Origin of the sequence: Pedobacter sp., from assembly GCF_965227205.1 — a bacterium.
Classification (GTDB): domain Bacteria; phylum Bacteroidota; class Bacteroidia; order Sphingobacteriales; family Sphingobacteriaceae; genus Pedobacter.
The window spans coordinates 4,504,823-4,518,616 of the sequence record NZ_OZ245727.1 but is presented as its reverse complement, the minus strand read 5'-3'; the positions used below and the strand labels follow the sequence as shown (position 1 = coordinate 4,518,616).

The following is a 13,794-nucleotide window of genomic DNA, read 5'->3' as shown; positions in this document are numbered from 1 at the left end:
TTTAGTTTAACGTTAGTAAGCGTCGCCCACATATTACAATCGTCATACCAAAATGTTTAAGATTGATAAATATTTTTCAACTTTTTGAAAATTAGTATCCTATAGCTTTATCATCTCCACGCGGATCTGCTCCGCCTTGATAGTTACCCCATTTAGTTTTAAGTATGGCATCAACACGCCCTATTGCACCGCGAGATGATATTTTGTAACCTTTTGCCTTTAATTTTTCAGTCGTTAAACTATCCAATGCGTCCTTTTCCACAAACACTTCATCAGGTAACCACTGGTGATGAAATTTTTTCGCCGCAACTGCCGATTGCATAGGCATTTCAAAATCAATAACGTTTATAATTGTCTGGAAAACTGACGTAATTATGGTAGAGCCTCCAGGAGTACCTACAACCATAAACAACTTTCCGTCTTTTTCTACAATGCTTGGTGTCATCGAACTTAACATCCTTTTATTTGGTGCAATGGCATTAGCTTCACCGCCTACCAAACCATACATATTTGGTGAGCCAGGTTTTACCGAAAAATCGTCCATTTCGTTATTAAAGAGAAAACCAGCACCCTTAACTACAACCAGAGAGCCATAAGAACCGTTTAATGTGGTTGTAATAGATACTGCATTTCCTTCTTTATCTACAATAGAAAAATGGGTAGTTTCTTCGTGTTCTTTAGCATTAGCTTCACCAGCTTTTACTTCACTGCTTGGGGTAGCTCTAGACCAATTAAAATTTGCCATCCTGTTTTTATTGTACGGAATGCTTGTTAATTGGTTTTTAGGAACATTGTAAAAATCAGGATCGCCTAAATGTGTTGCCCTATCTGCATATACTCTCCTTTCGGCCTCTACAATTAATTGAACTGTAGAATCTGAATTATGACCCCACTTTTTTAGTGGATAAGGTTCTACAGATTGCAACAACTGTATAAGTGCAATGCCACCGCTTGATGTTGGCGGCATAGTGATAATTTTATACCCTCTGTAATTTCCTGTTAAAGGTTTACGCCAGGCGGAATGATAATTTTTTAAATCTTCTTTTGTGATTAATCCTTTTCCTTTTTGCATTTCTGCAACAACAAAACCAGCTACATCACCCTCGTAAAATCCGGCTCTACCTTTGTCTCTTATCAATTTTAAGGTATTTGCTAGTTCATTCTGAATTAACAAATCATTTTCCTTCCAGGTACCATCCAGGTTAACTAAAGCTGTTCCATCAGGATTAAACTTCATGAAATTTCTGTGTAGTCCATTTAGTTCACTAGCCTGGCTTTTAGTAATTTGAAAGCCTTTTTCAGCTAAATCAATTGAAGGTTTTACAACTTCTGCCCATGTTAACTTTCCATATTTTTTATGAGCTTCTACCATACCATCTACAGAGCCGGGTACACCAACCGCCAAATGCCCATATAAACTTTTACCAAGTATTGGATTGCCAGCAGAATCTAAATACATATCTCTACTTGCAGCAGCAGGTCCTTTTTCCCTAAAATCTAGTGTATTTATTTCTCCCTTTGATGAACGATAAACCATAAAGCCACCGCCACCAAGGTTACCAGCATTTGGGTAAACTACTGCTAAAGCAAATTGAACAGCAACCGCAGCATCTACTGCGTTCCCACCCTTTTTTAAAATTTCGACACCAACTTTTGATGCTTCAGGATGCGCAGAAACGACCATCCCATTCTTATATTCATCACTATTTTTTTTACCGAGTTGCCCGCTAACACAACCAGAAAGCACTGTAACTATTAAAATATATCCCGATAGGATACTGCTAAGTTGAAGCTTTATAATCTTCTGCATCTTTATAAATTTTTTCAATTATAGCAATATTTTTTTCAGTTATAACCTTTCTTTTTAAGCTTAATTTCGGGGTAAGTTCTCCTCCGTCAATACTCCATTCTTTTGGAAGTAGTGCAATGCGTTTAATTTGCTCCCATTTACCAAAACCAACATTAGCCGCTTCTATTACCTCATTGTATTTTGCTAAAACCTGATCATTTTTAATAATATCGTCATTACTGGTAAAAGTTATACCCTTACGACCAGCCCATGTTTTTAAAGTTTCGAAATTTGGTACCACTAACGCTGAAGGAAATTTTCGGTTTTCGCCTAAAACCATTATTTGTTCGATGAAAATAGACTCTTTGAACTTATTCTCTAACATTTGCGGAGCAACATACTTTCCTCCCGCAGTTTTAAACATTTCTTTTTTCCTATCGGTAATTCTTAAGAAACGACCATCAACCAATTCTCCAATATCTCCTGTGTGGAACCAACCATCTTTATCAATTGCTTCTTCCGTTAAATCAGGGCGATTATAATAACCTTTCATCACTTGGTGGCCTCTTGTTAAAACCTCGCCATCTTGCGCAATTTTAACTTCTACTCCATCAATTACTTCTCCAACCGAACCAAACATTGTTCCACCGAAATGATTAACAGTTATAACTGGTGAAGTTTCTGTTAAACCATAACCTTCGAAAACAGGCATTCCTGCAGCCCAAAAAATTCTGGCTAATCGAGGATTTAATGCAGCTCCACCAGAAACAACTACAACGATTTCGCCACCAAGCGCTTCTTGCCATTTTTTAAATACCAGTTTACGAGCGATGGAAAGTTTAAAATTGTACCATGAGCCCGCATCAATTTTATACTTTTCTGCAAGGGCAACCGACCAAAAGAAAATTCCTTTTTTAATTCCCGTTAACGATTTTCCTTTCTCCATAATTTTATCGTAAACCTTTTCAAGTAAACGTGGAACTGTTGAGAAAGCATTTGGTTTTACGTGTTGAATATCGGCAACAATTGTTTCCATACTCTCAGCATAATAAACATCAGTACGATTGTACAGATATAAATATATTATCATCCGTTCGAAAATATGAGAAAGTGGTAAAAAGCTTAATCCTTTATTTACACCTTCGGGCATAACAACAGCAGAATGCACAAAATTACACACCAAATTGCTGTGCGTTAACATAACACCTTTCGGCGTTCCGGTTGTTCCGGAAGTATAAATTAAAGTAAGTATATCTTCGGGTGTAATCTTTTCCCGATATTCATCAAGGTTAATTTCAGGGCTATTTTTTCCTTCTTCAGTTAACTTCGTCCAGTTTTCGGATCCGCTAACTTCGTTAAAAGTATATATTTTTATCTCGGGATTTACAATCTCTACATTAGGCTTAACCTTTTTATATAAATCTTCATCAGCAACAAAAATTGTCGAAATTTCTGCGTCTTTTAGAATGAATTGAATATCATGATCGGCTAAAGTTGGATACAATGGGATTTGGTAAGCACCAATTTGGTTTGCAGCAAAATCAGCAATATTCCACTCTGGCCTGTTATGAGACATTACAGCCACTCTGCCGCCCTTTTTTATGCCATTTTTAATTAAACCACGACTTAAATTATCAACCGTTGTACAAAATTCTTCTGTACTATAATTTATCCACTTGCCATTTACTTTACCATTAATAAATTCTGGCTTCGGCTTTTCCAGACTAAATTTCAGTAGATCGAATACACGTTTAATTTCTGCAGCCATATGATTTTTATTATTTGGTTAAGTTAAGAATTTCACCTCAAAAAGGTTATGCATTTCAAGCCATTAGACCTGTAAATGTGCTCCTTTATAAAAGAAACGAATTTGAGGCACAAATTGTTGGAATAAACTTAGCAATAACATTATTACTATGCAAGCATTGTTTTTATCTATTAAAATTTTTACCTAAAAAACATAAACGGCATTAAAGTTGTTAGGCTGATGTTACTTTAAAAAAACATTATAATTCTCTTATTATGAAAAAATTATTCTTTACTTTATTAGGATGCGCTGCACTCTTTGCTTTCACTTCAACTGATGTAAAAGCTCAAAATTACAAAACTGGTGTAGGTTTAGGTATCGATTTCGGTGATGGCGCAACATTGGTTGGTCCTTCGTTAAGACACCATTTTAGCAGAAGTGCTGCACTACAGGGCGAAGTTTTATTTGGTGGAAACTCAACATTCATTCAAGCTTTTCTTCAATACAATACGCCAATTAAAGGCGCTAGTGGACTTGATTTCTATGCAGGTGGTGGTCCATCAATTCAACTATATGATGGAGGTTCTAGTTTCTACTTGGTACCTCAAGCTGGTCTTGATTATAAAATTAACGGAGCACCTTTAGCAATCGCTTTAGATTGGAGACCTAGACTTTATTTAGGTGATGGTGGAAGTGATTTTAGTGCAGGCAGATTTGGCTTAGGCTTTAGATACACTTTTTAAGGTAGAAAGATTAACCTTTAAAAAATCCTGTTAGGAAATTCCTATCAGGATTTTTTTTTGCCAGATTAGAGAAATGAGATAGTATATGAATTGATTTACACGCTTAGGCTTCGGCAGTTGTTCGGGAACTCTTCGGGAAAGCATCGGGTTTCCTTCGAGAAGTGTTCGGGAAGCCTTCGGGAAAGAGTTTGGAAAGCATCGCTAAATTTTCAGAATTTTCCAGAAGCAAAACAAACTAAAAAACAAATCTTTTATAATCCATTCTTTATGTTATTCAGTTTCATTTAAGAATAGATATAAAGCAAATAAAAAAAATATATACTAAAAAGGCATCAATACATTTAGTACCGATGCCTTTTTCATAACTATTTAGATTAACGAAACCTAAATTCTATATTTTTATATGCCCATCCATTTTTTAAGCACTACTTTCTGAGCCGCCGTTGCATGCTCATCAATAGTTGCTTTTAAGCGTACGCTTGGATTAGCTTTCAACGTTAGAGAAATCTCTTTCTCAATTCCATCACGCTTAACTTTAAGTTTTAAAACATCGCCAATATTCTTTTTAGAAACAATTGGAAGAGATTCTAAAGAAACAGCCGGTGTACGTAATTTAATATTCGACAAGGCATCACTAACCGTAACGTCATCCAGCGAGATAATTACATCATTTACATTTAATCCCGATTCCCATGCCGCTGAACCTCTTACAGTACTTGTAATTGCTAAGCCATCATTAGTTAATTGTGCTGCAGCGCCTGTAACAGGTTTATCAGGGGTAGCATTTTCAGTAGAAACATTTACTCCGGCGTAGCCGAAATATTTTACATATTCGGCATCTATAACACCATTAACATATTTCTCCCAAAAATTAGTAAAACTGATGCCAGAGATTTTCTCAACCATGGCTTTAAATTCAGCATCAGTATAACCTCTTTTTAAAGTTTTGCACTGTAGGTACATCGCTTTCATTACATCATCTAAACTTTTAGCCCCTTTTGTAGCATTGATAATTTCCAAATCCATTAAAATTCCAATTACCTCTCCTTTGCTGTAATAAGAAATTGAATTGTTTTTTGAATTTTCATTCGGGCGATAGCCGATAATCCATGCATCGTAACTTGATGAAGCTGCAGATTGAACTTTTGCACCTGGTGTATTTAAAACTGTAGCCGTTGCAGCAGCCAAACCATTTACAAATCCGTTTGCATCATCAAAACCTGCTCTCAAAATGTATTTATTTTCGTAATACGAAGTAAAACCTTCTGCAACCCAAAGGTTAGTAGTATAGTTTTCATTATCATAATCAAACGGACCTAAAGCTACCGGACGCAAGCGTTTAACATTCCATAAATGGTGATACTCATGCGCAACCAAGCTTAAAAAGCCTTTATAACCAGCTGCTGTATTATATGCATTTCTTGTTGCACCTAAAGTTGTAGAATTTAGATGCTCTAAACCACCGCCACCACGGTTAAAATTATGAACAATAAACAAATAGTATTTATTAGGATTTTCGCCATAGACTGCAGTAGCTTGCTCTACAATTTTAGCCATATCAACTTTCAGTTTCTCTTTATCATAGTTACCACCACCATACATCGCAACCTCGTGACGAACTCCAGATGCCATAAATTCGAATGTATCTTGGTTACCAACTTCGATAGGGCTATCATACAACCAATCGAAATCTGGTGCCAAATAAGTAAATTGTTGACCAGCAACAGGCGTTAAACCGGTAGAAACTTTACTCCAGGCATTAAAAGGAATAATTCTTACTGTACTTGGCGATTTAATCATCCCCTCTGGATGCATAAAAATTCCCGTTGGAGATAAGAATGCATGAGATTCATCAATAAAAGGTGTACGAACGGAAATTTCAAAAGCATAAACACGATAGTTTATTTTGATGTTATTTGCTTTAGCAGAATAAACCCTCCAGATATTTTTTCTAACCTTTTGAACTTTTAAGGTTTTACCAGAAGCTGATGCTGTAAATCCTTCTACACTTTTTTCAAATTCGCGAACCAAATAAGAGCCTGGAGTCCACACCGGCATTTTAACATCAACGTAATCTTTTGCTAAACCCGAAATATTCATTTGAACTTCAGCATAATGTGCTTGTGGTTCTTTAAAGGAAACCTCAAAACCTATTTTTACCTGCGCCTTCGCCCCCATAACAGCTGTTAGTATTAAAACTAAATTTAAAATTGACTTTTTAATAAACATATTGATTTGTTTTGTCGCAAATTTATATTTTATGCGCATGGATTAAAATTAAATTATAAATACTGGAGTAAAATAATTGTTGTTTAGTTTAAAACTACTGATGTAAAAAAGCTGTGATCGTTTAAACCTAAAAGACAAACTGCTGTCGGTTATTAAATAGAAATGGCTAAAACGATAGAAATCTTTCCGATTATTAAAACAATAAAACTAACCAAGATAATATTTAGATGATTTATACATTGATACAATGCTGCTGTAACATCCTTAATACAACATTTTTACCAAGAACTAATTAGATATTTTTACGCTCTGCTTTCTGAATTACCATAACTTAACTACAATATCAGAAAGCACAACACAAACGAACATGAAGAAAAGGTATATTTTTTACGCCATTTTAGCACTAGGTTTAGCTTACCTGGTTTATTATCGAATTAATGCTAACAAAAAATTAGAAGGAAAAGGCGGAGCTACATCTGCTCCAGGTAAAGGCGGCAAGGATGGTAATTCTGCACCACCAATGGCTGTAGAAGGTATTATTGTTAAACCTTCAAAGTTTGACAGTGATTTAGAAGTTACCGGAGCAATTGAAGCAAATGAATCAGTAGTATTAAAAAGTGAGGTTTCTGGCTTAGTTACAGGAATATATTTTAATGAAGGTGCAAATGTTTCAAAAGGAAGTGTTTTAGTAAAAATAAACGACAGAGACATTCAGGCGCAATTGCAAGAAGCTTTAACCAAGCAAAAACTATCAGCCACTAACGAAAATAGAGCCAAACAACTGTTGGAAAAAGGAGCAATCAGTCAGGAAGAATATGATACTTCTTTGGCAGATCTAAAATCTTTACAAGCGCAATCGCAATTAATTCGTGCACAACTGGCTAAAACAACAATTAGAGCTCCATTTAGCGGAAGAGTTGGTTTAAGAAGTATTTCATCGGGCACTTATTTAACACCAGCAACTGTAATTGCAAATCTAGTAAGTACAAATCCGGTTAAGGTTACTTTCTCAGTACCGGAAAAATATGCAAGTCAGATAAAAATGGGTGGCGAAATTTTATTTACTACTGATGGTTCATCAAAATTAAATATTGGAAAAATTTACGCGGTTGAGCCCGGCATCAATGCAGCAACGAGAACTTTACAAATCAGAGCTTTAGCGCAAAACAACGAAAACAAACTACTTCCGGGTGCTTTTGCAAAAATAAAATTGGCTTTAAGTACCTTACAAGATGCTATCCTTGTACCCAATGAAGCAATAATTCCAGTTTTAAAAGGCAAAATTGTTTATGTACAAAAAAATGGTAAAGCTGAAGAAGTTAGTGTAGAAGCCGGAACAAGAACAGATGAAAACATTGTAATTACTTCGGGATTAAAAGCCGGAGATACCGTTTTAACAACTGGTTCTATGTCTTTAAAGAAAGGTTCACCGGTTAAAGTTCATCTGACTAAAGAATAAGTATGAGCATTTCGACCACGAGTATAAAAAGGCCAGTTCTGGCGATAGTAATGAACCTGTTGATTGTCCTTTTTGGGGTAATTGGCTACAACTTTTTGGGTGTTAGAGAATATCCTTCTATCGATCCAACTGTAGTTTCGGTTAGAACTTCATATCCTGGAGCTAACTCTGATATTATTGAATCGCAAATTACCGAGCCATTAGAGAAATCGATAAACTCGATTGATGGTATCCGTAATATTTCATCTTCAAGTAATCAGGGAACGAGTAACATTACTGTTGAGTTTAACCTCGATAAAAATATTGAAGAGGCTACAAATGATGTTCGTGATAAAGTTTCTCAGGCGGCGAGAAATTTACCAAGAGATATTGATGGATTGCCTATAGTGAGTAAGGCTGATGCCAACTCCGATCCGATTTTATCAATGACCATCCAAAGTGATAAGAGAAATACTTTAGAACTGAGTGACTTTGCAGAAAACGTTATTGCAGATAGGATCCAAACCATCCCAGGTGTAAGTAGTGTGCAAATACAAGGGCAAAGAAAATATGCAATGCGTATTTGGATGGACCCAAACAAGCTTAGCGCTTATGGTTTAACCTCGCAAGATATTGTTACTGCATTAGATAACGAAAACGTAGAATTACCATCAGGAAAAATTACAGGTGCAACTACAGAATTAACAGTTAAAACCTTAGGAAAACTCGTTAACGAAGATCAGTTTAACAATCTAATCTTAAAATCAGATAGCAATCAGGTTGTAAAACTTAAAGATGTTGGATACGCAGTTTTAGGTCCGGAAAATGAAGAAACCATTCTTCGCGAATCTGGTAAACCAATGGTGGCCGTGGCAATTATTCCTCAACCAGGAGCAAATTATTTAGATATTAGTAAAGAATTTTACAAACGCTTTGATAAACTAAAAGCAGATATTCCGCAAGATATTAAACTTAAAGTTGCACTTGATACAACGCTTTTTATTAAACGTTCGGTAACAGAAGTAGCAGAAACCATTGGTTTATCGTTAGTACTCGTAATATTAATTATTTACTTGTTCTTTAGGGATTGGGGCATAGCATTCAGACCATTAATTGATATTCCGGTTTCCTTAATTTTTACTTTTTTTATCATGTACGCTTTCGGATTTTCGATAAACGTACTGAGTTTACTTGCAATTGTTTTAGCAACAGGTTTGGTGGTTGATGATGGTATTGTAGTTACAGAGAATATTTTTAAGAAAGTTGAAGAAGGCATGTCGCCTTTTGAAGCTGCAATTAAAGGTTCAAACGAAATTTTCTTTGCCGTAATTTCCATCTCTATCACACTTGCAGCGGTATTCCTTCCGGTAATTTTCTTACAAGGATTTGTTGGAAGGCTATTTCGAGAGTTTGGTGTTGTAATTGGAGCAGCAGTTTTAGTTTCTGCATTTGTATCGCTAACCTTAACTCCGATGCTTAATGCTTACCTTATGAAAAAAGGTGGGCATAAACCATCTAAATTTTACAATTGGACCGAACCATACTTTGTAAAACTGAATGATTCTTATGAATCGAACCTGAATAAATTTCTTGATAAAAGGTGGCTTGCCATTCCAATTATTTTGGTTTGTATGGGAATGATTTTCCTATTCTGGAAAGTTTTACCGAAAGAAACTGCACCCTATGATGATAGAAGCGCCATAAATATAAACGTAACTACGCCTGAAGGTTCATCTTTTACTTACACTGATAAATTCATTATGAAGATTAATCAGATGGTAATTGATTCTGTCCCGGAGAAAAACGTAAACATTACCATTACTTCCCCTGGTTTCGGTGGTGCAGGTTCTACAAACTCGGGGTTTGTTAGAATGGGTTTAGTAGATCCGGGTGATAGAGCCAAAACGCAGAAGGAAATTGCGGATATGCTTACTAAAATCACTAAAAAATATAGTGAAGGTAAAACGATTGTAAATCAACAACCAACAATTTCGGTTGGCAGACGTGGAGGTTTACCGGTAAGCTACATCATCCAGGCACAAAACTTTGAAAAACTTCGTGAAAAAGTGCCATTGTTTATGGATGAGGTGGCTAAAAATCCAACTTTTACAGTATCAGATGTAAACTTAAAATTCAATAAACCCGAAATTAATTTAACAATTGATAGAGATAAAGCCAAAAACCTTGGTGTTTCCATTTCTGCCATTGCGCAAACTTTAAATCTTGGCTTAAGCGGACAACGTTTTTCATACTTTTTTATGAATGGAAAGCAATATCAGGTTATTGGTCAGTTTGATAGAGCCGATAGAAAAGACCCGTTAGATTTAAGTTCGGTTTACGTTAGAAACGATAAAGGTGAACTTATACAACTAGATAATTTGGTAACTGCAAAAGAAGAAAGCAGTCCGCCGCAATTGTATAGAAATAATCGTTTCATTTCGGCAACCGTTTCTGCTGGTTTAGCTCCTGGAAAAAGTATTGGAGAAGGTATCGATGCTATGGATGAAATCGCTGCAAAAGTATTGGATGAAACATTTTCTACCGATTTAAGTGGTGAATCTCGTGATTTTAAAGAAAGTTCATCAAATACGTTTTTTGCATTTGGTTTGGCATTACTACTAGTTTATTTAATTCTTTCTGCTCAGTTTGAGAGCTTTAAAGACCCTGTAATCATAATCCTAACAGTTCCTATGGCTGTTGCAGGCGCATTTTTATCCCTTTGGTTGTGCGGACAAAGCTGGAATATTTTCAGCCAGATTGGAACCATTATGCTAATCGGACTTGTAACCAAGAACGGTATTTTAATTGTTGAATTTGCCAATCAATTAAAAGAAAGAGGCATTCCGATTCCGGAAGCTATTCGTGAAGCATCCGTTTCTCGTTTACGTCCCATTTTAATGACGAGTTTGGCCATCGCCATAGGCGCATTACCAATTGCAATGGCATTGGGTGCAGCTGCGAAAAGTAGAATGAGTATGGGTACTGTAATTGTGGGTGGAACGATGTTCTCATTGGTTTTAACCTTGTTCGTTATCCCGGCGATATATTCTTACTGGGCGAAACCTTACAAACCTAACAAAGATTTAAAAGAAGCAGAACGTTTTGAACATGAAGCTTTGGAGGCAGCATCAAAATAAATAAGATGATTAAAAAGATAAATCTATTTGTGTTGTTATTAAGCATTTTCTCTTTCGCTAATGCGCAAGAAAGGCTCACTTTGCAAGATGCAATTACCATTGCGATGCAAAATAATTACGATATTAAAATTAGTAAGAACAATATAAATATTGCAAAAAACAATGCCAATATTGGCAATGCAGGTATGTTACCCAACGTAACAGCAACTTATGCTAATGGCGGAAGTATCCAAAATACCCGTCAAACGCCTGCAACCGGACCAGACAGAGTAATTACAGGAGCCAGAAGTACAAACAATGATTTGGGGGCTGATTTAAACTGGACCGTATTTGATGGTTTTACAATGTTTGCCAACTACGACAGACTAAAAGAGCTTCAAAAACAAGGCGAATTGAATGCCCGGTTAACAATACTAACAACAATTGCTGATGTTATAACGGCGTATTATGACGTTGTGAGACAGCAAAAGCTTGTAATTGCTGCAGATAGCGCAATTGATGTATCGGTATTTCGTGAGCAGATTGCTAAAACAAAACTTCAGCTAGGAAGAGGTTCTAAATTGGATGTACTTACCGCACAGGTTGATTACAATGCAGATACTTCTAATTATTTACAGCAGCTAAATGCTTTGCAGGTGGCAAAAGTTAGGCTAAACCAAATTATGGTTAGAAATGTAAATTTAACCTTTACAGCAGATAATGATGTAAACGTTGACCAAAGTTTGGTGTATAGTAAATTAGCAGAACTTGCTGAAAAGCAAAATCCAAATGTTCAGAATGCATTTATTAACCAAAGAGTTGCATCGTTGAATTTAAAATCAATTAAAGGTGCAAGATATCCGATGGTGAGTTTAAATTCGGGATATAGCCGAACAAATAGTACCAGCCCGACCGGATTTAACCAGAAGTTTGCAGCCAATGGTTTTACGTATGGAGTAACGGCTAGTTTAAATGTTTTCAACGGTTTCTTACAACGTCAGCAAGAAAGGAATGCTAAGATTGAAATAGAAAACTCTACACTTAATTTAAGCAAAACCAAACTTGATGTTAGTTCTCAATTACTAACTGCTTACCAGAATTACACAACATATTTGGATTTGGTTAAGCTGGAGCAGAAAAATGTTGACATTGCTAAAGAAAATCTTGAAATTACATTAGCGAAATACAAGCTTGGCAGCATTCCACCACTCGAATTAAGAGAAGCCCAGAGAAATTCAATTGATGCACAAAATCGATTCATTGAGATGGAATATCAGGCAAAAATTGCCGAAACCATTTTAAAAGAGATAACCGGGAATATAGATTTAACTAATTAATTTTTATATTTATTGCCATGATACTTGTTGCAGACAGCGGCTCATCAAAAACAGATTGGATGGGTTATTCTAATGGTGAGATTATTAAATTTAATACTCAAGGCATTAATCCATATTTTTTGAATGAGCAGGAAATAACAACCATCATTTCAAAAAATGAGGTGATTGCACCATTAGTTGATAGTGTAAGCGAAATTTATTTCTTTGGTGCAGGTTGTTCTTCACCAGATAAACATGAAGTTGTTTCAAATGGCTTGTCAGCAATCTTTAAAAATGCTTTTATTTCTGTAGAACACGATTTATTAGGTTCTGTATATGCAACCTGTGGCGATACGGAAGGTTTAAATTGCATTTTAGGAACAGGTTCTAACATTTGTTATTTCGATGGCAAAAAAATCCACGATGGGCATCATGGTTTAGGTTATGTTTTAGGTGATGAAGGCTCGGGCACTTTCTTTGGTAAAAAGGTATTATTAAGCTATCTGTACAAAAAAATGCCTTCTGATTTACAAGCTGAGTTTGAAAAAGCTTTTCCGGTGGAGAAAGAACAAATAATAACTAATATTTATCAAAAACCATTTGCTAATATTTATTTAGCAGGCTTTAGCAGATTCATGGCCGATAATCAGGAACATCCTTTTATTCAGGAGATTTTGAGAAAAGGTTTTCAGGAATTTGTTGATACAAACGTAAAAGATTATCCCAACTATAAATCTCTCCCATGCCACTTCGTAGGTTCAATTGCCTATTATTATCAAAACACATTAAAAAGTGTGCTTGCTGAAAACGGAATTGAAACAGGCAAAATTTTACAAAAACCAATTGAAGACCTTTTTAATTATATTTTGAATAAAGAAGGAATAATTAAAGAGGTAAATTAACTGTTTTTGGATATTAACTAAATCTTAAAAGATTGTAAACATAACAACCAACATTTTGTTATAATTACAAAAGCATCTAATGCAAGAATAACATGAAGAGAATACTAGTAGTTGACGATGACGTTGAGGTTTTAGAAACCATACAATTAATATTAGAAATAGGTGGATTCAAGGTTTCGGCACTACTTGATGGTGAAGAAGTTTTTAACAGAATTGAAAGTTTTAAACCCGATTTAATATTATTGGATATTTCACTCGGCCACATTGATGGACGTGTGTTGTGCGAACAATTAAAATCAATTGATAGCACTTCGAAAATTCCAATTCTTCTTATTTCGGGATTATATGACCCGAAAGATTTTACAACCTTGAATTACGGACAAGACGATTTCTTATCGAAACCTTTTCAAATGGATGTGCTATTAAAGAAAATAAGTAAAATTCTATCTTTAGAACAGGATGAAACTTATTTGATGAATTAAAATAACCCAAAAATAAGTGATGCCGGATTTAT

Annotated in this window: 9 protein-coding genes; 6 read left to right on the top strand and 3 right to left on the bottom strand. The window is 35.4% G+C overall.

The features are described from left to right. Positions 1-91: 91 nt before the first annotated feature. Complete coding sequence (ggt, locus tag ACO05K_RS19585) at positions 92-1,810, bottom strand: gamma-glutamyltransferase (RefSeq protein ID WP_421946085.1); 1,719 nt, start codon at positions 1,808-1,810, stop codon at positions 92-94. Next, a complete protein-coding gene (locus tag ACO05K_RS19580; protein ID WP_421946084.1) occupies positions 1,782-3,557 on the bottom strand; it encodes an AMP-dependent synthetase/ligase in 1,776 nt (591 codons plus the stop codon). Before ACO05K_RS19580 ends, ggt begins: the two co-directional genes overlap by 29 nt. Positions 3,558-3,811: 254 nt before the next feature. On the opposite strand from ACO05K_RS19580, the gene ACO05K_RS19575 reads away from it, so the two are divergent. Beyond that, positions 3,812-4,279: a hypothetical protein gene (locus ACO05K_RS19575; RefSeq protein WP_421946083.1), complete on the top strand. Its 468-nt coding sequence runs from the start codon at positions 3,812-3,814 to the stop codon at positions 4,277-4,279. A 399-nt stretch (positions 4,280-4,678) separates the two neighbouring features. Here the strand turns inward: ACO05K_RS19575 and ACO05K_RS19570 are convergent, their stop codons facing one another. Then, positions 4,679-6,508: a M61 family metallopeptidase gene (locus tag ACO05K_RS19570; protein ID WP_421946082.1), complete on the bottom strand. Its 1,830-nt coding sequence runs from the start codon at positions 6,506-6,508 to the stop codon at positions 4,679-4,681. Between the two features lie 367 nt (positions 6,509-6,875). On the opposite strand from ACO05K_RS19570, the gene ACO05K_RS19565 reads away from it, so the two are divergent. The 5 genes from ACO05K_RS19565 (at position 6,876) to ACO05K_RS19545 (ending at position 13,762) form a co-directional block, all read left to right on the top strand. Further along, the gene (locus ACO05K_RS19565) at positions 6,876-7,967 is read left to right on the top strand and encodes an efflux RND transporter periplasmic adaptor subunit (protein WP_421946081.1); all 1,092 of its coding nucleotides are present in this window, start codon (positions 6,876-6,878) and stop codon (positions 7,965-7,967) included. 2 nt (positions 7,968-7,969) lie between these two features. After that, positions 7,970-11,083, top strand: a complete 3,114-nt coding sequence (locus ACO05K_RS19560) for an efflux RND transporter permease subunit (protein ID WP_421946080.1) — start codon at positions 7,970-7,972, stop codon at positions 11,081-11,083. Positions 11,084-11,088: 5 nt separating this feature from the next. Beyond that, positions 11,089-12,399, top strand: coding sequence for a TolC family protein (locus ACO05K_RS19555; RefSeq protein WP_421946079.1), 1,311 nt, complete (start codon positions 11,089-11,091; stop codon positions 12,397-12,399). A 17-nt stretch (positions 12,400-12,416) separates the two neighbouring features. Beyond that, positions 12,417-13,280, top strand: a complete 864-nt coding sequence (locus ACO05K_RS19550) for an N-acetylglucosamine kinase (RefSeq protein ID WP_421946078.1) — start codon at positions 12,417-12,419, stop codon at positions 13,278-13,280. Positions 13,281-13,372: 92 nt separating this feature from the next. Beyond that, the gene (locus ACO05K_RS19545; protein WP_421946077.1) at positions 13,373-13,762 is read left to right on the top strand and encodes a response regulator; all 390 of its coding nucleotides are present in this window, start codon (positions 13,373-13,375) and stop codon (positions 13,760-13,762) included. Positions 13,763-13,794 lie beyond the last annotated feature (32 nt).